A 19,513-nucleotide genomic window follows, 5' to 3' on the forward strand; every position below is an offset into this window, starting at 1 on the left:
ATTTGAGACACAGGAAAATTCGATTATAACGGTCTTACCAACAAAAAACAGGGTAGTCGCACAAGTAGATCGCTCTACTCGCGGAACAACCCTGCTCCTGCTTCTTTATTTCACTCAAACAATGTCTGCCCTAAGTACGAGCCTTTCGAAGAAACACCAGGCAATACAGCAAAATAACCGCCGCCAGTCGTATCCGTATAGGCCAGCATTTGATCCGGCATCTTAGGGTTCGTTAAGCGTTTCTGAATCGATTCGAACTGCGTTTGGATATTCCGATTGAAGCACACAAACAACAATCCGGCATTGATACGACCTACGCTGTCCAGATTTTCCATGAAATTATAACCGCGCCGCAAAATACGTTCACGCTCAGAATTTTCACCGGTACGTGGGTTAGATAAGCGTATATGCGAGTCCAAAGCCGTCACCTTGCCTTCGGCGTCTGCGGCAAACTGCGGCGTATCGAATTCAGCTTTGCCGTCCATGGGTGCTCCAGATACCTTTTGACGGCCAATGATCTCTTCTTGATCCGAGTAGGTTTGTTGATCCCATGTTTCGATTCGCATATGAATGCGACGAACAACCATATAAGTTCCGCCTGCTAACCACGGTGCGCTATCCTTATCGCTAGCATCAATCCAGACGTTATTTTTCATAAAAGTCTCATCTTGTAAAGCAGGGTTAGCCGTACCATCCTTAAAGCCAAATAAATTCCGTTTTGTTCCTTGCGCTTTCACGCCAAGTTGACCTGTTTGCTGCCAACGCAAGTGAGCAATTCCTCTAGCCGCCTTCGTTAAGTTGCGAATCGCATGGAAACAGATGATCGGATCGTCAGCACATGCTTGAACAACGATGTCCCCATGAGTCAATTGCTCTTGAAGTGAATCTTTATGAAAGATCGGCATCTCGGTCAAGCCAACCGGTTTACGTGAACGAAGTCCGAAACGGTCAACACCTTCCTTTTCAAAAAGAGAGGCACCTATAGCAAATGTAAGAGTTAATTTCCCCGTATCAAGACCAAGTTGCTCGCCGGTATCCATTGGTGGAAAAGCCGCATCCTGTGGCTCCACAGCTAGCGGTTTACCTGCCATCAGGGTGGCAGCCATCTCCGTCCACTGCTTCATAAGTGTTTGCAGCTCTTTCACATCACTAGTCGTTACATCGAAAGCCGCGACATTAGCAAAATTTTGTGCAGGAGTGACAACTCCCGTTTGGTGGGTGCCATAGAAATCCAGCGTTTCACTTGTCGTGGTAGCGGCAGCTTTATTCGTTGGCAGCGCGGCTTGCGCCTTCCCCAGCAAATCTCCCAAAACAACGCCGGCCGCACCTGCAGCGGTCATTCCTAAGAAGGCTCGACGATTCATTTTGTCCGACATACCACTTAACCTCTTTCCTCTATTTACTTAGCGTTCCCGGCATTTTTACAAGCGGTTCAGCTAAAGCTTCTAATTTATTTTTCAAATCGACTTGTTTGGCTTGTTCTAATTTACTGAAATCATTCCATGTTGGGCCAACAGGCGAAAGTGTGTTCATCGTCTCGATAACTGTCGCTAAGCTCTTGCTGATTTTCTCATCCAAAGCCGCATCTTTCTTCTTCAATTCAGCTTTAACTAGATCGTAGATTGCTTGAGCGCCTTCTACATTTGCACGGATCACCGGCACTGTCGCACCGCTCCAGCGTTCTTCTTCACCTGTAATTTTACTGGATTGCGCTTCCTCCATTAATTCCCCGACACCAGCGATAAAATCAGTAGGTGCTATCGTTGTAGCCGCAATCGCTTGTTGCATTTTCTTACCATCTTCAAGCAAACGCGCCGCAAAAGGCTCAGCATCCTTGATGTTTTTCTTCACAAACAATAAGTATTCGATTCGGTGATACCCTGTAAAAGCAGGATCCTTCTCATTTTTGAAATCATCAACGCGCGCATCCATCACACCGTCTAGCTCACTGAACGTTTCGATGATTGGCTCAATTCTCTCATACGGCATACGTGCTAGTCCATATGCTTCTGTCGCTTTTTTCATATCACCGCTTTTAATGGCTGTGTTCAGTTGATCGAGCAATGTCACCAGTTGGTTACCTTGGTCTTGCACATATTTATTGTAAGCTTGAGCGGCATCCTTAAGCGCTGTAGAAGCTTCAATGACGTCTTTATTAACTGCACCTTTGTTCTCTGCAAAAGAAGTTGTCAGCTCCGTCAACGCCGCTTTTAAATTCGTATTCAAAGCCGTTAACGTAGGGAAATCCAGCTTATCTTCTTTCAAGCCCGCTTCCAGAGGTGTCAAAAACTTTTCAACTTTAAAATACAATTCAGGGAATTTAGGCTTTACTTCATCCTCAAAGCTTGCCCATTGATCTTCCAGCTGGTCGGCAAGTTTCTTGGCATCCTTGACTTTCGAAGCATCCAATTGACCCTTCAAACTATCGACACTTGTTACTAAGGTCGTTGAACCCTCTTTAAATGGCACTTTTGCAATCTCGGTTGGCTCTGATTTTCCACAACCTGCGAGAACAAGTGTTGTTGCTGCTGCTAACATAAGAAGTTGTTGACTCTTTTTCATGGGATGAACCCTCCACTTTTCTTTGAATTAGGATTTACTGTTTATTGACATATGTCTGTTAGACATGCTTTTAAGACGGTCCCTTACCACTGCTATGAGCGCCAGAAGCAACAAGAGGAACTGTGGGATTGCGCTCTCTAAGGTAGGATATAGCGCAACGACATCCCAGCTAGGCAGCCAATTGGCTGTTGTCGCTGGCAAATAACCGGCTAACTGAAGTCCATGAACGCCCATCCCGGCAAATTTAAAGCATAAGTAGAAAACAAAAACACTTGATATCAAGAAAAAAGGACGCATCGGGATACGCAGTCCGATCTTCAGAATTAGAAAGGCAATAATGAGCAGCGAACCTACACCAATCCCAATTCCGCCAAGCAGCGAAGCCAATGAAATAGAGGAAGCCATCCCGATCATAAATAAGACCGTCTCTGTCCCTTCACGGAACACAGCAAGAAAGGCAAGTAAGCTAAGCGACGCTAGACTTCCAGTTGCTAATGCTTTGACACTTTGATTACGAATATAAGATTGCCAATTCGAAATACTTGCCTTGCTATGCAGCCAATAGCTCATATACAGGAGCATCAGAGCTGCAAATACTCCAGTACACCCGGCAATTAGAAAATTGTTATTCCCAAAAGCACTTGCCGAGAATAACTGTTGAACCACAATGCCCAGCGCCAAGCTGACAACGAGTCCGCCATAAACACCGAACCAAATCCATCTTTTCTTATCCTCATGACCTGCTTTCTTAAGAAACCCAAGTAATGCAATAATAACGAGTAAGGCTTCGAGCCCTTCACGAAGGATTATCGTTGTGGCATCAAGCATCGTGTAGCTTGTCTTCGATGCTAAGGGTTGTAAATCAGCATGCATCCGAGAAATAGTCACAGCAGCTTCCTCTGTTTGAGGCGGACTAGCGGAAAGCTGAGCGTAAGCTGTTACCATGTCTCGCTCCATGGAGGTATAAACGGCTGAGGACTGCGTCAATACAATTCCCTCAATAAGCAACCAGGAGTTACGAAGCGTTTGAATACTCTCGGAAGCTCCCTCTATATCCTTCTCCTTCACTTGATTGGATGCTTTCTCCAACAAAGTTACTAGTGATGTAACGGTTACTTTACTATCACTCTTCGCGGAAGACCCGAATGCAGAGAGATCTCCTTCTATGAAAGATAAGTTCAACTTATGTAGATCCTTTAATTTGGCCGCAAGTTTCAGAGCATCGACAGGCTGCTTCATCGTTTGCAGTGATGCTTCGCCCATCGCACCTTCGATTTTCTGATATGCTGCCAAGGATTGCGCCTTAATGCCTTCCTCATAGTTCAGCCAATTGATTTGAAAAGCTTCAAACAACTTCGTCGCTTGCTCGATATTTCCGCTTTCTGCAGCTAGAATTGCACTTACGATGCCTGCATCTTCCTTGGCAAGATCATCCTGAGGCTTCGCACTGGCGATCATTGGTACTGATAAAAACAATAGAAGAGCGATCCAACTGGCTAAAACAACTTTCCGCATACATGACAACTCCTCTGGAGTGGTGAACATTTCACGCTCCAACATTTATTTAGAAACAATATTGATAATCATTATCAGCAAAATAATTACTCTGTATATTTTACTCTGATCCTCTAAACTGTCAATTACTTTCCCATAAAAAAAAGCCAATTAACTTAAATAAGTTAATTGGCTCTTTGATCTGTCATTTAAATTTCACATCTTCCGGACGAATCGACATCAGTTCAAGTTTGGATGGTGCGTTCACATATTGACTTAACAATCGTACGGCTTGATGCCGCATCGCTTTCTCCAAAATATTCCGAACATACCTCGCATTGCTGAAAGATCGCCAGGTCATCGCCTTCTCCTCGGCTAGGTGTTGCTTAAGCTTCGCTAATGTTTGTGGCAGCAGGACATATTCCCGATCCTTCGCCATCAACTCCGTAATTTGGATCAATTGATCAATGGCATAATCCTCGAAATCAATTTGAATCGGAAACCGTGAAGGAAGTCCAGGGTTCGTTGCAAGGAATTGCTCCATTTCTTCACTATATCCCGCTAGGATGAGGATGAAATCATTTTTCTTATCTTCCATTCCTTTGACTAGCGCATCAATTGATTCCTTGCCAAAATCTTTCTCACCGCCACGTGCCAAGCTATATGCTTCATCAATAAATAGGACACCGCCCATCGCTTTTTTCATGAGTTCGCGCGTTTTTAGTGCAGTATGTCCAATGTATTCACCTACGAGATCTGCACGCTCCACTTCAATGAAATGCCCTTTACTCAGTACACCCATGGCATGAAACATACGACCTAACAATCGTGCTACTGTCGTCTTCCCAGTTCCAGGGCTGCCCTTGAAAATCATATGGTACACATGAGCATTGCTCATAAGTCCGGCTTCAACTCGAAATTGAGAAATCTGCAGCAGCGCATAAATTTCATGCACCAGTTCTTTGACATTTTCTAAGCCAATCAGTCCATTCAGCTCTTTGAAAACATCCGATAGCGGACCTTCCATTGGCGTCCTTTTGCCAGAGATCATCGGCTCGGCGTCGGCAAGGGGTGAAGCGCCTGACTGCCCACCTGATCCCTCAACAGTTCGCCGCTGACTGCCCGGTTCCGGCTGCCGTAGAACGATGTTGATTTGTCTGGATGGCAAGCTTCTACCACTCATGAGGATCACCTCGTTTACTTGATGGTTTATTAGTGCGTATCCACCATCCTACGCTTGTAAACGCCATTTTAGACCGCAGCCTCTGCCAGAAACCAATAGTCTTTGTTTATTAACATCAATGGCGCTTAAGTCAGCATAAGTAAGGCCACGAATGTCTCCCTATCCAGAGCACCGAAGTAGCGTTTCAGTTCCACATCTGCCAAACGTTCACGAACCGCACTTTCCTCATACCGCGTGCCAACCAGCTTATGTTCTAGTTCAGCGACATCATGGGCACCGAAGAAATCACCAAATATTTTAACATGCTGCAAATGTCCTTCTTCGATATTTAAGCGAATATCCACTCTACCAACACCTTCAATTCTTTTGGCATGCTGAATGGTGCTCTTAGGTGATTTCCCATAATTCCAATCCCAGTTCTGATACCGCTCTTCCGATATCTGATGAATCTCTGACCAATCTTTCTCTGTTAGCTTATAGCTAGGTACATGCTCAGCATTGACTCCGAAAATGGAACTAAGCAACTTAGATCGAAACTCTGCCATCACAATTGGTTCTTTCAGAAACTCCACAATATTCGCGACCCGACTACGGATCGATTTAATACCTTTCGATTGAATTTTATCGGGATCAACGCGAAGTGCCGAAACGACATTCTCTATCTCCGAATCGAATAAAAGTGTCCCATGACTGAACATTCTTCCCTTGGTTGAAAATTGCGCATTACCTGAAATTTTGCGTTCACCAACTTGGATATCATTGCGCCCTGTTAATTCAGCTTGAACTCCAAGTGAATGCAACGCTTCAACAACTGGCGCCGTAAACTTCTGAAAATTATGAAACGAATTGCCGTCATCTTGGGTGATGAAGCTGAAATTCAAGTTCCCCAGATCATGATAGACCGCACCACCACCAGACAATCGACGAACCACATGCAGGTTATTCGCTTTCACATATTCGGGATTAATTTCTTCTAGTGTATTTTGGTTTTTGCCAATAATTATTGAAGGTTCGTTTATATAAAAGAGTAAATAACTCTCCCCTGCTGGGAGCTTACGCAAGGCGAACTCTTCAATGGCTAGATTGATTCTCGGATCTGTGATTCCTTCATTATCTATAAAAAGCATAGGTAATCTCCTTCTATTTCACTAAATTTGTCGTAAGGGTGCGATTTAACGTCAGCATGCCAAGAGATGCATAGAAAAGCAATGCACGTTCATTAAATTCCCAAACATTTAACTCGAGTGATTCGGCTTCGCGTGCTCGTGCCCATTCAGCAGCAGCCTGATAAAGTCTCTTACCAATTCCTTGACGTTGATGTACGGAGGCAACGGCAAGTTCATTTAAATAAGCATATTTACGCGGCACAAGCGCTTCATAGTTTGGACTTTGCTTCATCTCTAACATCGCGACGCCGACTACTTCCTGTCCAATCTCTGCCACAATAATCTCTTTGTCCTCCCGATCCGAGAAGCTTCGATACCAGCCCATCGCAACAACATGATCAAGTTTGGCAAATCGATCTGGCAATGCTTCGGCATGTTCTTCCTGACCTTCACGAATGATCGTATTCACAGCATCATAGTCCTCCCATGTGGCTGTTCGCAATCGTAGTTCCATCGTAGTCTTCCTCCCCAGATACACACTGATAAAATGTTCGCAAGTTATTCAATATTTCAATTGAATTTTTATACACTAAATTGTATATTTATGTAATAGTTTTTGAGGATGGAGGCAATTTTCATGGACACAGAACATCATTTTTTCGAATATCTTGATCGTATTGCAGCAAATACTTGGCCAGCGGAAAGCAATGTTATGGTAGATCATTGGCTCATTCGAGTTTCAAACGGAATAACGAAAAGAGCAAACAGCGTTTTCGCAATTGGGTCTTACCCTCGTGATGACAATTGGTTATCGCATGTTGAACAATTTTACCATAGTCATGGGTTACCTGCTATTTTTCATGTTAGTTCTGCCTCTCCTGATCAATTAGACAGCTTGCTTCAAGACCAGGGCTACGAATTAGATACTCCATGTTATATGATGACAGCTGATTGCCAGCAAGTGGCTTCACACGCTGAAGAACGCATAAAGAAGCAATATCCTTCAGCACTGGATCTTGAATTAGAAATTACACAATCCGTAACGAATGAGTGGCTAGATGCTTTCCTATTCTTAGAGCAGTATCCTGAGGAACGTCGGGGGTTTTATCAAGGTTTAAGTGAGCGAATGCCAGCATCGAAGGCTTTCTTTACATTGAAAGACCAAGGTCACACTGTCGCACTTGGCACAGCCATCGTTGAAGGAGAATGGGCTGGCTTCGTCAATGTGATCGTACACGAAGAACACCGCGGCAAGGGATACGGCTATGCCATTCTTCATGCAATGACGATATGGAGCATCACACATGGCGCGACGCAGCAATATTTGCAAGTGATCGCAAACAATGTGCCCGCAGTTACATTATATGAGAAGCTAGGATATCAAATGAAATATGGCTATCATTACCGAGTGAAGTATGATTTGGCTGCTCTTGTATCATCCTAACAAAGAATTTCTTAGGATGAAAGGAGCCGATTACATGACAGCCACCAAGGAAAAACCTGTGTTCCCATCACAGCATCAGAACCATCAACCGGGTATCGAATCGGAAATGAAGCCACTTCCCGAATTTGAGAATGCGAACTATAAACCCGCTGGCAAACTAAAAGATAAAGTTGCCATCATCACTGGAGGTGACAGCGGGATAGGACGCGCTATTGCCGTAGCTTACGCCAAAGAAGGTGCCGATGTCATCATCGTCTACCTAAATGAGCATAAGGACGCTGAAGAAACACACCGACATGTGGAACAAGCGGGTCGCAGGTGTCGTCACGTTGCAGGCGATATTGGTGAAGAGAGCTTTTGCAAGCAAGTCGTTGACCAAGTCGTCAAAGAGTTCGGTAAGCTAGACATTCTAGTTAACAATGCCGCTGAGCAGCATCCACAGAAAAGTATAACGGATATAACGTCAGCGCAACTTGAACGGACATTCCGAACGAATATTTTCTCCTACTTTTATATGACGCAAGCCGCCCTTCCTCATCTAAAGCCAGGTAGTGCGATTATAAACACCGCTTCAATTACTGCTTACCATGGTCACGAACAATTAATTGATTATTCATCAACGAAAGGTGCAATTGTCACCTTCACGCGTTCGCTCTCATTGCAGTTGAACGCCAAAGGCATTCGAGTGAACGGTGTTGCTCCTGGTCCCATCTGGACACCGTTAATTCCATCTACATTTACAGCGCAGGAAGTTGAGGTCTTCGGCTCTACGACACCGATGAAACGGGCCGGACAGCCTAGTGAATTGGCACCAAGCTATGTGTTCTTAGCCAGTGAAGACTCCTCTTACATGGCTGGGCAAATTCTACATATCAATGGTGGAGCCATCGTAAATGGATAAATGAGAAAAAGCATGACAAGGAGCGGCCTTCCCCGCTACCCTGTCATGCTTTTTATTCATTTCAGCCCGAGCTTCAATTGCAGTTTAGTTAAATACCAATTCGTATAGGCTAGCGTTTCTCTTGTATCATGATAAGGCATGAAAAGCACCTCTGACTTGGCCCCGGAAACTATCGGATCTTTGAAACCAATCGTTTCTGCAATATCAAGTGAACGAGAGCTATGAAACTTATGTGTGATGATAATTGCGCTAACAAGCGACTTCTCATCCATAATTTGCTTACTGAACAGTAAGTTCTCGTAGGTACTCGTTGCCTTGGGCTCGATAAGTATACTTGACTTCGGCAATCCATTCTTCACCAAATAGTCCCTCATGCCCTCAGCTTCAGTCAGCTTAGAACCATTATGATCCAAACCACCAGATACAATAAGTTGCTTGAAGCGCCCCTGCTTGTACAACTCCACGGCCAAATCCAGCCGCTCTTGCAGCCCAGGACTTGGAATATCATTACGCAGCGAAGCTCCCAATACAATGCCTACATCAACTTGCTTAGGCAAACTCGACTGATTTGGGCCTAACTGTACTTTCCACTGGATAAACACAACCCAACTCACCAGCAAGGCAAAGGAGATCAAAACGAATTGAAACGTCCTTACAAATATACGGTACAACCTAGATGGTGTTTTCCCTTTCGAGGTGCTTGCCTTCTTTTTCGTTGGCGCAGGTACGATGGCGCGTTGTTTTTTGTTCATGCTAGGCTTTGCCGGCATCCTTCCTACTCCTTATCCAGAAATGTACTTACCTGCCGAAATAAGGCTGGGGCGTCCTCGCTCAAACAGATTAAATGATCCGATTTGGCGTGCCAGTGAAGCTCTCGTTGCCCTCTAATCTTGCTATAAATATACCGCGCACTCTGCGGATGAATGACTTGGTCTCTTTCCGCTTGTGCAATAAGGGTAGGCTTATTGACTAAACTGAGCTCCGGTTTCAGATGTCGGACAAGCCTCGTAAACTGCCAAGTCGCCACCAATGGCGTCGATTTCCCCTTGATTAAACTAATTTTACGTTGATACTTCCATTCCTCACGAAGGACGTTCAAAAGTCGACCTGGGCTCACATAAATGACCGCCGTATTTAACAGTATGAGTCTACGTACCGGGTAACGAACCGATAAGTAGGCAGCCAATAGACCTCCCATTGAAAATCCAACCATATCAAAAGAACCATATGTCTCTGTCATTTTGGCCGCATGCCATTCGGCTGCCTGCACCCAATCTTCCCAACGCGAAGCGTGAAGCTGATGTCGGCATTCTCCATTCCAAGGTAGGATTGGCACCTCACACAGCTGACCACGCTCTCGTAAATGCCGAGCTAACGGCTCAACCTCATAAGGTCCACCTGTAAATCCATGGAACAATAGGCACGGTTGTTTCATGAGATCCACTCCTATCCTTTTATGAAAGCGTTGTTTATGTTAGTTTATTTTTCTTTGATTAAAATGGTGTTAATCGTTACCTTCTCTTTTGGCTTACTTGGGGTGGCCTCTCCACCCATTTCCACTGGTGTTTCTGCGATTTTCGTAATTGTGGCCATACTGTCGGCTGTGACTTTTCCGAAAATCGAATAATTCGGCGTACTGTTCAAATTCGCGCAATCCGTACCCGAACAAATGAAGAATTGGCTGCCATTTGTATTCGCACCTGAGTTAGCCATCGCTACAGTACCTGGTTCATACTTATGCGTTGTTTTCAGTTCATCAGCAAATTTATAACCTGGGCCACCTCTGCCTGTCCCTTGCGGATCTCCCGTTTGGATCATGAAGGTTTTGATAATACGGTGAAACGTCACATTGTTATAGAAGCCTTCTTTGGACAGAAAGACGAAGTTATTGACCGTTTTCGGTGCCTCTTTGGCGTACAAGTCGATTGTAAAAGTTCCTTTCGACGTTGTTACTTCAGCCTGATATGTTTTGTTCGTATCAATCATCATTTCTGGGGCTTTGCTCCATTGCTTGCCAGCTGATGCGGATGTCGATGCCGCCGATGTTGCTGTTGCAGATGAAGCTGGTGATGTTGTTGGTGGTGCAGAAGTGCTAGAACCAGGCGTTGCCGTACCCCCAGTTGTTTCCGTAGGTTTATTGCCGCAAGCGGATGCGATCAGGGTTAAAGTAAGCAAGGAAGCGGTGATTAGCATTTTGGACTTCATGGATTTGGTAGCTAGTTTCATGTAATGGACCTCCAGATTGATATTGTTTGATGTTGCGTGCTCGTACGTGCCACTAGGGCAAGAAAATATTTTCCCAACCCTTATGGGACGTAACGGCTTGTCCGCTTTGGCCCGTTGGAGCTATAAGGCCCTTCAGGGCCTTATTATACTCGCAATGTTAGTTAATTGCCGTTGCCGTTCTTCGGTTTCTCGTCAATCGGCTTATTTACCGGTAATGGCGTCGGCGTTGGACTCGGCTTAGAACTTATGGATGGGCTAGGTGTTGGCGTTGGGCTTGGCCCTGTTTCCGTTCCTGTACCAGGTTTGATCGTTGCCCCAGGGGATGTCGAAGGGCCAGGCTTCCCACTAGGTGATGGAGATGGATTAGGATTATTCCCCCCATTACCTGGTGAGGGTGACGGCGAAACCGATGGGGATGGTGACGGAATTCCGCCATTCTGAAGCGAATCATCCTTCGGAATTTCAACAGTAGCAATATTCGACTTCGCACCCGGTGTATTCGATTCGTTCGCCAGAGGTACCACATAATATTGATAGGTTTCTCCACTATTTATCGTCGTGTCCTCGACCAGCACTTTAGGTGTTTGAACAATCATTTTCGCTTCAGCCTCTGTCGCACTTTTACGATACACTTCGTAGCTAACTTTCTCTCCGAGAGAGGTCCATGTTATCTTAACACGCTTTGACTCCGGTACATAAGTGGCCGTAACATCTGAGATTCCACTAGGCGGTTCTTTCAAATCGTCTACATTGGCAGGCTTAACGAAGTTTGTAATTGGCTTGCCGTCTAGCGCTTTTGACATGACGGTCTTGAAAATGGCAGCCGTACTGCCGCTACCCACCGTCACATAATGTTTGGAATCGACCTTATCGAAACCTTCCCATACGGCCGCAGTCCATTCAGGCGTATAGCCAACAAACCATACATCTCGATCGTACTGTTCAATGCCCTTAATATCAAGTCCGGTTGATCCTGTTTTCCCAGCAAGCGGACGATTGAACTTCGCTTTCACACCCGTACCGCCCGTCTCCACAACACCTTGCAGCAGCAGGGTCATATAGTAGGAAGTGCTTGGCTGCATAACTTGCTTTTTCTCAGGCTTATATGCTGCAACTTCTTTACCTTGAGCGTCAGTAATGCGCAAAATCGCATGTGTTTTATTTTGCGAACCTTGGTTTGCAAAAGCTGTATAGGCTCCAGCCATTTGCAATGGCGATACACCATCCGTCAGTCCACCTAGCGCAACAGCTAAATTCTGATCTTTCTGAGGATTTAAGGTGGTACCTAGTTTATTAGCAAATGCAGTCCCCGTCCCAACACCTATTTTACTTAATAACCAGACTGGTGCTAGATTGTAGGATTTCTTGACGGCTTCAAACATGGTAACTTGACCATGTGTTTGGCGATCATAGTTTTGTGGTGTGTACGAACCGAAAGACGTCTGCGTATCATCTAACAACGAATAGGGTGTGTATTTACCACTTTCTAAAGCGGGTGCATAGACAGCAATTGGTTTAAAAGACGACCCTGGCTGTCTTTTGGAATACACACGACTGAACCCTTTGGTTTTATAATCCCGGCCACCGATTAATCCCATGATACCACCGGTTTTATTATCCAGTATAACCATGGCGCTCTGGATTTTCTGACCATCGGCCGCGTCCTTCTGGAAGAAACTCGGATCTGCGTAGGTTTGCTCGATGGTTTGCTGAGCTTTCATATTCATCGTTGTGTAAATTCGATAACCTTTGGTCAACAGCTCATCCTCTTCAATACCATACATATCCTCCGCTTCATTAACCACATAGTCCACGAACGAAGCATATTCTTTCGTCCCTCCTGTGCTTGTCGATACAGGCGGTACGTAATCGACATCAGCAGCTTTGGCGCGCTCAGCCTCCGTAATATAACCCTGATCCGTCATCAGTCTTAGAACAACTGCTCGACGTTCTTTCGATAAATCAGGATGGGTTAAAGGTGAGTAGCGGGAAGGTGCTTTAGGTAGAGCGGCAAGTGTCGCCATTTCCCATACTTCCAACTCGTTCAAATTCGATTTATTAAAGTACACCTTGGCTGCCGCTTTAATGCCGTACGCATTACTTCCGAAGAAAATACGATTCAAATATTTCTCTAGAATCTCATCCTTTGTAAACCGCTCATCAAGCGCAAACGCGATCGACATTTCCGTACCTTTCCGGAAGGCTGTCTTTTCCGAGCTTAGAAATACGTTCTTAGCAAGCTGCTGAGTGATCGTACTCCCACCTTCTACTGCGGACATATGAATAATATCCGTGACAAGCGCACGCCCGATGGCTCTCAAGTCGACACCTGAGTGTTCATTAAAACGACGATCCTCTGTAGCGATAAAAGCTTGCTTCAGCCGTTCCGGAACGTCTTTGATATTGACGCTTTCCCGATTTTCACCGCGATAGATTTTCGAAATCTCAGTGGCAGGTTTATCTTTCCCATCCTTATCTTTACCTTCTTCTTGTGCATAAATAAGGGTCGACTCTGTTGTGGAAATAATTTTATCAATATTTGCATCCAGGATTTTGAAGCCGCTCATGATGACAACAATATAAATCCCCGTTGCGCAAATCACAGCAACAATTGCAGCAATGATGGACCCCATAATGAGCTTACGTGCATTGAATTTTTTCTTCTTGGAGCCCTTATTCTGGCTTGGTTTGGACTCCCTTGGCTTGGTTTGCGGCGTGGATGGATGTCTCGTAGGTTTTTTATCCATATTCACCAACTCCCTTACGTTTCGTTTCTCTCTAGATAGATAGTCGATTTATCAAGCCCAATGAAAAATCGCCTAAATTTCAACAAAAGAACAACCTTTATACAAGGTTGCTCCCAAAAGTTTCTATTCGGTTAGACGTTTCAGTCCATTAAAAAGTTGCAAATTGAAGCGATATACAGATTATTCCGTTGCTTCTGCAGCCGCCATTAACGAAACAGCACGCTGTGGTGTGAAGGTAGAGATGGCATGCTTGTACACCATTTGTTGACGGCCTTCGCTGTCAATGATGATAGTGAAGTTATCAAATGCACGAATAAGTCCTCTAATTTGAAAGCCATTCGTTAAATAAACGGTTACGGGAATGCTTTCTTTACGCAGCTGATTTAGAAAATTGTCCTGAATATTAATGGATCGGTTCATCAGTATGTCCCCCTTAATGGAATGAAACTTTCGCCCAAACGGCGCTATTTTCTATTGGTGATATTTGTTAATTATATTCTATTTTATGTACAAACTTTCCTGCTAGTATATCACTAATCATTTCGAAATGGGCAGAAAAATTTGCTGTATCTGTCACATCAACCCAATCAATGTCCTTCATGTGCCGAAACCAAGACAATTGACGCTTCGCAAATCGCCGTGTATCCCGTTTGAGCAGGATCACAGCATCTTCGAAACTGAGTTCATGTTCCAAATAACTAACGATCTCTTTGTAACCAAGAGCTTGCATGGAAATGGCTGACTTTGGGGTGCCAGCGGCCAGAAGCGCTTGTACCTCTTCGACCAATCCTTCCTGAATCATCGCATCAATGCGTTCTTCAATCCGCTGATAGAGCAAGGCTCGGTCCATCGTTAGTCCAATGATACATAGTTCGTAAGGAGATTCTTTTTTCTGGGAGGCCAAATGAGCAGTCATAGTTTCTCCAGATATATGGAAAATCTCTAGCGCTCGAATAACGCGCCTGCGGTCATTCGCATGCAGACGATTGGCACTCTCGGGGTCAATTTCCCGCAATTTGGCATGTAGGGCTTCTTCCCCATACGAATTTGCGAATTCTTCCTGCAATTGCCTGAATTCCTCGTCCATGCTGACATCCGTGAATTGATAATCATAGCAGACCGATTCGATATATAATCCTGTGCCACCTACGATAAAAGGCAGCTTACCGCGCGAGTGGATGTCTTGAATTAATCCTTTTACTCGCTCTTGAAACTCGGCTGCAGAAAACGAATACGATGGATCATGAATATCAATTAGATGATGCGGGACGATTTGCTGCTCCGCCTCGCTCGCTTTGGCGGTTCCGATGTCCATACCACGATACACCTGCATCGAATCACCAGAAATAATTTCACAATCGAAGCGCTGAGCAATTTCCAAGCTAAGCTTGGTCTTGCCAACAGCGGTGGGACCAAGTAGCACGAGTAATTTCGGCTTGGCTGATGGGGCTAACACAATCGAATCACTCCATACGTTGTTTTCGTTGTTGATCGTAACACATGCTCGAACCCTAATCGAGCAAACTCCGAACTGTCTCGGTTTTCCTTAAGCACAATACTTTTGCGCGCAACGCGTCTTGCTTCAGCGATCGAAGCCAAGCTAACGGCTTCATCGTTCGCACGATGCCGAAGTGGAGATATCGCATGCGATTCCTCAATCGGACTGCGAAACATGGGATCAAAATAGACCACATCCACACTCTGCGAGTCTAACTGCTGCAAATAGGATAGGTGATGCGTGTGCCTAACCTCGATACGTCTCATTGCAGCATTCAATTCTGGCATTTCTGATTGATACTGCGCCAAACCTTCTTGAATCAGCATGGCTGGGATCTTCTCACTCTCAAGCGCTGTTACACGCCCTTCCATACCGACCACATAGGAGAATACGATGGCATCCGACGCAAGCCCCGCTGTACAATCCACAATACGGTCGCCGGAAACTGCTCCTGATGCCTCAATGAGTAAATCAGGCTCTCCCCTCTGCATCCGTTTGACACGAACGAGAGACATACTTGGATGGAAAAAAGTTGCAGGGTGGTCTTCTTCATAGTACCTGATCTCTTCCCTTGTCACAAGCAGAACAGAACTATCCTTATAATTTCTCCTAAGAAGTTCCAAAGAATACTTCTTCCGGGGCACATTTCGGCCCCCATATAATACGGATAAGCGTGCGGCTTCCGCCATCAATTCAGCGGATGGGTTATACGAAGTTGTTACTAGCACAGGGTTACATCACTCGCTTAAACATTTTTTCTAACTCATAGGTTGTAAAACTTACAACGATCGGTCGTCCGTGCGGACACGTATAGGGATTTCGACAGCCCGCGAGACGATCAATTAATGTCTCCATCTCCAATATACTAAGGCTTTGATTAGCTTTTATTGAAGTCTTACACGAGCACATAATCGCTGCTTTCTCACGTAGTTTGGCGATATCCAAAGCTTTGCGATCGGAAATAATAAGCTCACACATTTCTTCGACGATAGCTTTCTCTTCCCCTGAAGGAAACCAATGAGGATGCGCACGTACTAAGAAGGTATTACCACCAAAGGCTTCCATATACACGCCAACTTGTTCAAATAAGGCAAGCTTATCCGCAATAACACCCGCTTCAGACGGAGTAAATTCCAGCGTAATCGGAACGAGCAATTCTTGGCTCGCCTCAGCAGGATTGCCAAAATGCTCATAAAAATATTCATAATTGATGCGTTCATGTGCTGCATGCTGATCAATTAAGTACAAGCCTGTTTCATTCTGCGCAATCAAATAGGTGCCATGCATTTGTCCAATCGGATCCAAACGAGGAAACGTTGGGAGTTTAGGTGCATCGCTGTCCTCACCCGAAGGCATCAAATCCATAAATGCCTCATTCGTGCGACGTTGCTGTTGAATGGAGGTGTTTCGAAATGCTGCATCTCGTACAGGCGTGTAGCTCTGAGTATTTGCTGTCGTTTTTTTCTGGGCAAATCCACTCTCAGAAGGTGGAGCAGTTCTCGAATAAGACACGTCAGACGGCTGCTTTTGCGAAGGTGACGTGGAAGGAACTGGCGCTGCCTGATGGTAGTCAGGAGCCACTTCTCTAATCTGAGGTGGCAACCACTTGGTGTCATCCGTCTTCTGGTTAGAGCTTGATTCCTTCAAGTCATTTAAGCCATCCAAGCTATTCGATGCTTCCAAGCCATTCCATGCATTCAAACCCTTCGAATCTTTCGAATCCTCAGCATCTTTATGATCCTTATAAAATTCCGCATCGAGCTCCATCGACGGACTACGAGTTTCTTTCGGCGGCTCCACAGTACGTGTGAGTTCCAATTGTTCCTGAACGTAAGCGCCTTTGGGCACTGATGACGCTTTGACTCCCGTAGGAATCAGCACTTGTCTGCCGAACAGCCGTTTCACTTCGGCTTCGATCAGTGCCGTTAGCTCCGCTTCTTTACTGAAGCGGACCTCCAGCTTGGATGGATGCACGTTGACATCCACGAGCGCAGGGTCCATCCCGATGTGCAGTGCAGCAACGGGAAAGCGATTGATCGGCAGCAGGGTGTGATACCCCTGCAGAAGGGCTTGATTCAGCGCGAAGTTACGCACATACCGACCATTGACGATGGTGGAGATGCCGCCGCGATTCGCGCGTGTCATTTCGGGCTTGGCGACGAAGCCCGAGATCGTATAATCCAAGCTTTCCACTTGGAGTGGAAGCATTTGCTTGGCAATCGCCGTGCCGTAGATGCCGGCAATGACTTGAAGCAGATCCCCATTGCCTAGCGTTTGGAGCAATACATTGCCATTATGCTTCAAGGTGAAAGCAATGCCAGGATGAGCAAGCGAAAGTCGATATAAATAATCGGAAATATGCCCAAGCTCCGTCTGGATCGTTTTCATATATTTCAATCTAGCTGGCGTATTATAAAATAAATCACGTACTGTCACTTCTGTTCCGCGCGATGCGGCTGTTTCTTCCACAGCACGAATCGTGCCGCCCTCGATGGTGATTTTACGTCCTAACCCATCATTCGTTGCACTAGTTACACACTCGAGCCTGGAGACAGAAGCTATACTTGGCAAGGCTTCACCACGGAAGCCTAGCGTGCGGATCGAGAACAGATCCTTGCTCGTAGCAATTTTACTCGTAGCATGCCGCTGGAAAGCTAATTCACAATCCTCAAGAGCCATGCCTGAGCCGTTATCGGATACCCGAATTAAGGTTAAGCCACCTTCTTCAATCGTGACGTCAACACGGGTACTCCCCGCATCAACCGAGTTCTCAACCAGCTCTTTCACGACCGATGAAGGCCGCTCCACCACTTCACCTGCTGCAATTTGGTTCGCAATATGCTCGCTTAAGAGCTGAATTTTCCCCATCGTCTTAATTCCCCTTTGTAGCCTGTATAGAAACGTTCTCCCCTTGATGAACGACCTTCAGCTGCGGAAAATAATCATCAAATACATCGACATTCACGTAGCTCATACCGTTAACAATCATCAGCTTATCGGAATCAATCGCAAATGCGTGCGTTCCCTTGCTATCCGTGATATCCACGGTGCGATTCGGATCATTCCATGTAATTTGGGCCCCGATTAAAGCGGCTAGACCACGTGCCGAAGCGTAGAACTTACCTTTTTCACTAAAGCTGCCGAAGCCATAGCCAACATCAACACCGTTATACGTAACATTATGTTTTGTAAACGACACTTGGATATCTGAAATACCTGTTTCATGAAGTGCTGTAATAAGCTGTGCCGATACGCCATCAACCTTCAAGTCCGGTGTAATGCCTACTTTGTTCACTTTTCGCATTTTGGGTGTTAAGTATTCTTCAACTGTTACCTTCAATACACTTTGGTCTGGAAGCTCGAAGAGCTGCTGAACGCTTCCTTTACCAAAAGTTTGCATACCGATCACTTTCGCAACCCCGTAGTCCTGTAAAGCACCCGAAAGTACTTCTGAAGCACTTGCACTATTCTCATTCGCTAAAATATATACAGGAATCCCCAGCGGACTTCCATCTTGAAAAGTCACTGGATCATCCACACCATCACGGTTCTGAGTATGAATGAGGACGCCATCTTTTACAAAATGCTTGGCAATATTACGTGCCGTTTCTAGATATCCGCCGGGATTATCACGAACATCTAGAATTAACGACTTCAATCCTTTGGCTTGCAGCGCACTTAGTTGTTTGTCAAATTCTTCATCAGCTTCATCTGAAAAGTCCGTGATTTGTACGTAACCAACGCCATTGGTAAAACTTTTGCTATACACTTCCGGGGAATTTACAGCTTGGCGAGTAAGTTCGAACGTTATTTCTTTATCTCCCCGAAGTACGGTCACCTTTACTTTGGTACCTGCGACGCCAATAATTTTACTCCGAACAGCATCAATTGAAGTCGTTGAAGCAGCTACGCCATCCACAGCTTTGATATAATCATCAGACTGCAACCCAGCTGATTCTGCCGGTGAACCTGGGATTGTTCTCGAAACATATACCCCTTGGTCATCAAGCCCAATTACGCATCCGATTCCTTCAAAGCTATTTTCAAGCGTATTCGAGAATTGACCGTAATCCTGAGGTGTGAAGAGTACTGTATACGGATCCTTCAACCCTGCAATCATCTGCTCAATGCTCTGATTTTCCAGTGCTTCTAAGGAAACGCCGCTCACATGGTTTTCGACAAGTGTCTTTCGTACGAGAACGGTCTGTAGATCCTCATCTGCCATGGCACTTGCAGGCATAACAACGGCTAGAGCCGATGCGAGTGCCAAAGTTGCTTTAACTGCTTTCTTATTCAATGGTGAGAAACTCATATCCATATCTCCGTTCCAGTAGTGATCTAAAGACAAGTTA

Annotated in this window: 17 protein-coding genes; 2 read left to right on the forward strand and 15 right to left on the reverse strand. The window is 45.3% G+C overall.

Annotated elements, in window-relative coordinates:
• Nucleotides 1–110: 110 nt before the first annotated feature.
• The 6 genes from efeB to L6I86_RS04670 form a co-directional block, all read right to left on the reverse strand.
• On the reverse strand, nt 111–1,376 hold the full coding sequence (gene efeB, locus L6I86_RS04645) for an iron uptake transporter deferrochelatase/peroxidase subunit (protein ID WP_236285050.1): 1,266 nt from the start codon (nt 1,374–1,376) through the stop codon (nt 111–113).
• A 19-nt stretch (nt 1,377–1,395) separates the two neighbouring features.
• On the reverse strand, nt 1,396–2,562 hold the full coding sequence (locus L6I86_RS04650) for an EfeM/EfeO family lipoprotein (RefSeq protein ID WP_236285052.1): 1,167 nt from the start codon (nt 2,560–2,562) through the stop codon (nt 1,396–1,398).
• A 27-nt stretch (nt 2,563–2,589) separates the two neighbouring features.
• The gene (locus L6I86_RS04655) at nt 2,590–4,077 is read right to left on the reverse strand and encodes an FTR1 family iron permease (RefSeq protein ID WP_236285054.1); all 1,488 of its coding nucleotides are present in this window, start codon (nt 4,075–4,077) and stop codon (nt 2,590–2,592) included.
• Between the two features lie 184 nt (nt 4,078–4,261).
• Complete coding sequence (locus tag L6I86_RS04660; protein WP_056620891.1) at nt 4,262–5,239, reverse strand: AAA family ATPase; 978 nt, start codon at nt 5,237–5,239, stop codon at nt 4,262–4,264.
• Between the two features lie 125 nt (nt 5,240–5,364).
• Nucleotides 5,365–6,366, reverse strand: a complete 1,002-nt coding sequence (locus L6I86_RS04665) for a lipoate--protein ligase (RefSeq protein WP_236285061.1) — start codon at nt 6,364–6,366, stop codon at nt 5,365–5,367.
• A gap of 13 nt (nt 6,367–6,379) precedes the next feature.
• Nucleotides 6,380–6,859 carry a GNAT family N-acetyltransferase gene (locus L6I86_RS04670; RefSeq protein WP_236285063.1) on the reverse strand — a complete coding sequence of 160 codons (480 nt, stop codon included), beginning with the start codon at nt 6,857–6,859 and terminating at the stop codon, nt 6,380–6,382.
• A gap of 123 nt (nt 6,860–6,982) precedes the next feature.
• Here L6I86_RS04670 and L6I86_RS04675 point away from each other — a divergent pair, with 123 nt between their 5' ends.
• Nucleotides 6,983–7,789 carry a GNAT family N-acetyltransferase gene (locus tag L6I86_RS04675; RefSeq protein WP_236285065.1) on the forward strand — a complete coding sequence of 269 codons (807 nt, stop codon included), beginning with the start codon at nt 6,983–6,985 and terminating at the stop codon, nt 7,787–7,789.
• A gap of 34 nt (nt 7,790–7,823) precedes the next feature.
• On the forward strand, nt 7,824–8,690 hold the full coding sequence (locus L6I86_RS04680; RefSeq protein WP_236285067.1) for an SDR family oxidoreductase: 867 nt from the start codon (nt 7,824–7,826) through the stop codon (nt 8,688–8,690).
• A gap of 56 nt (nt 8,691–8,746) precedes the next feature.
• On the opposite strand, the gene L6I86_RS04685 is transcribed toward L6I86_RS04680, so the two are convergent.
• From L6I86_RS04685 to L6I86_RS04725, 9 genes are all read right to left on the reverse strand, one after another.
• Nucleotides 8,747–9,442, reverse strand: a complete 696-nt coding sequence (locus L6I86_RS04685) for a YdcF family protein (protein WP_236285069.1) — start codon at nt 9,440–9,442, stop codon at nt 8,747–8,749.
• Nucleotides 9,443–9,465: 23 nt separating this feature from the next.
• Nucleotides 9,466–10,125 carry an alpha/beta hydrolase gene (locus L6I86_RS04690; protein WP_236285071.1) on the reverse strand — a complete coding sequence of 220 codons (660 nt, stop codon included), beginning with the start codon at nt 10,123–10,125 and terminating at the stop codon, nt 9,466–9,468.
• Nucleotides 10,126–10,169: 44 nt separating this feature from the next.
• Nucleotides 10,170–10,916, reverse strand: a complete 747-nt coding sequence (locus L6I86_RS04695; RefSeq protein WP_236285073.1) for a peptidylprolyl isomerase — start codon at nt 10,914–10,916, stop codon at nt 10,170–10,172.
• Nucleotides 10,917–11,077: 161 nt separating this feature from the next.
• Nucleotides 11,078–13,663 carry a transglycosylase domain-containing protein gene (locus L6I86_RS04700; RefSeq protein WP_236285075.1) on the reverse strand — a complete coding sequence of 862 codons (2,586 nt, stop codon included), beginning with the start codon at nt 13,661–13,663 and terminating at the stop codon, nt 11,078–11,080.
• A gap of 180 nt (nt 13,664–13,843) precedes the next feature.
• A complete protein-coding gene (gene hfq / locus L6I86_RS04705) occupies nt 13,844–14,083 on the reverse strand; it encodes an RNA chaperone Hfq (protein ID WP_056620871.1) in 240 nt (79 codons plus the stop codon).
• 67 nt (nt 14,084–14,150) lie between these two features.
• Nucleotides 14,151–15,122, reverse strand: coding sequence for a tRNA (adenosine(37)-N6)-dimethylallyltransferase MiaA (miaA, locus tag L6I86_RS04710; RefSeq protein ID WP_236285671.1), 972 nt, complete (start codon nt 15,120–15,122; stop codon nt 14,151–14,153).
• Nucleotides 15,113–15,889, reverse strand: coding sequence for a class I SAM-dependent methyltransferase (locus L6I86_RS04715; RefSeq protein ID WP_236285077.1), 777 nt, complete (start codon nt 15,887–15,889; stop codon nt 15,113–15,115). The genes miaA and L6I86_RS04715 overlap by 10 nt, the downstream gene beginning before the upstream one ends.
• Before the next feature lie 4 nt (nt 15,890–15,893).
• Nucleotides 15,894–18,029: a DNA mismatch repair endonuclease MutL gene (mutL, locus tag L6I86_RS04720; RefSeq protein WP_236285079.1), complete on the reverse strand. Its 2,136-nt coding sequence runs from the start codon at nt 18,027–18,029 to the stop codon at nt 15,894–15,896.
• 4 nt (nt 18,030–18,033) lie between these two features.
• Nucleotides 18,034–19,473, reverse strand: coding sequence for a S41 family peptidase (locus tag L6I86_RS04725; protein WP_236285081.1), 1,440 nt, complete (start codon nt 19,471–19,473; stop codon nt 18,034–18,036).
• Nucleotides 19,474–19,513: the final 40 nt, after the last annotated feature.

It is taken from the genome of Paenibacillus allorhizoplanae, from assembly GCF_927798215.1.
Classification (GTDB): domain Bacteria; phylum Bacillota; class Bacilli; order Paenibacillales; family NBRC-103111; genus Paenibacillus_E; species Paenibacillus_E allorhizoplanae.

What these genes read in the sequence shown, in the direction of transcription:
- efeB (WP_236285050.1), bottom strand. Translation starts at nt 1,376, where the DNA reads ATGTCGGACAAAATGAATCGTCGAGCCTTCTTAGGAATGACCGCTGCA.
- L6I86_RS04650 (WP_236285052.1), bottom strand. Translation starts at nt 2,562, where the DNA reads ATGAAAAAGAGTCAACAACTTCTTATGTTAGCAGCAGCAACAACACTT.
- L6I86_RS04655 (WP_236285054.1), bottom strand. Translation starts at nt 4,077, where the DNA reads ATGCGGAAAGTTGTTTTAGCCAGTTGGATCGCTCTTCTATTGTTTTTA.
- L6I86_RS04660 (WP_056620891.1), bottom strand. Translation starts at nt 5,239, where the DNA reads ATGAGTGGTAGAAGCTTGCCATCCAGACAAATCAACATCGTTCTACGG.
- L6I86_RS04665 (WP_236285061.1), bottom strand. Translation starts at nt 6,366, where the DNA reads ATGCTTTTTATAGATAATGAAGGAATCACAGATCCGAGAATCAATCTA.
- L6I86_RS04670 (WP_236285063.1), bottom strand. Translation starts at nt 6,859, where the DNA reads ATGGAACTACGATTGCGAACAGCCACATGGGAGGACTATGATGCTGTG.
- L6I86_RS04675 (WP_236285065.1), top strand. Translation starts at nt 6,983, where the DNA reads ATGGACACAGAACATCATTTTTTCGAATATCTTGATCGTATTGCAGCA.
- L6I86_RS04680 (WP_236285067.1), top strand. Translation starts at nt 7,824, where the DNA reads ATGACAGCCACCAAGGAAAAACCTGTGTTCCCATCACAGCATCAGAAC.
- L6I86_RS04685 (WP_236285069.1), bottom strand. Translation starts at nt 9,442, where the DNA reads ATGAACAAAAAACAACGCGCCATCGTACCTGCGCCAACGAAAAAGAAG.
- L6I86_RS04690 (WP_236285071.1), bottom strand. Translation starts at nt 10,125, where the DNA reads ATGAAACAACCGTGCCTATTGTTCCATGGATTTACAGGTGGACCTTAT.
- L6I86_RS04695 (WP_236285073.1), bottom strand. Translation starts at nt 10,916, where the DNA reads ATGAAACTAGCTACCAAATCCATGAAGTCCAAAATGCTAATCACCGCT.
- L6I86_RS04700 (WP_236285075.1), bottom strand. Translation starts at nt 13,663, where the DNA reads ATGGATAAAAAACCTACGAGACATCCATCCACGCCGCAAACCAAGCCA.
- hfq (WP_056620871.1), bottom strand. Translation starts at nt 14,083, where the DNA reads ATGAACCGATCCATTAATATTCAGGACAATTTTCTAAATCAGCTGCGT.
- mutL (WP_236285079.1), bottom strand. Translation starts at nt 18,029, where the DNA reads ATGGGGAAAATTCAGCTCTTAAGCGAGCATATTGCGAACCAAATTGCA.
- L6I86_RS04725 (WP_236285081.1), bottom strand. Translation starts at nt 19,473, where the DNA reads ATGAGTTTCTCACCATTGAATAAGAAAGCAGTTAAAGCAACTTTGGCA.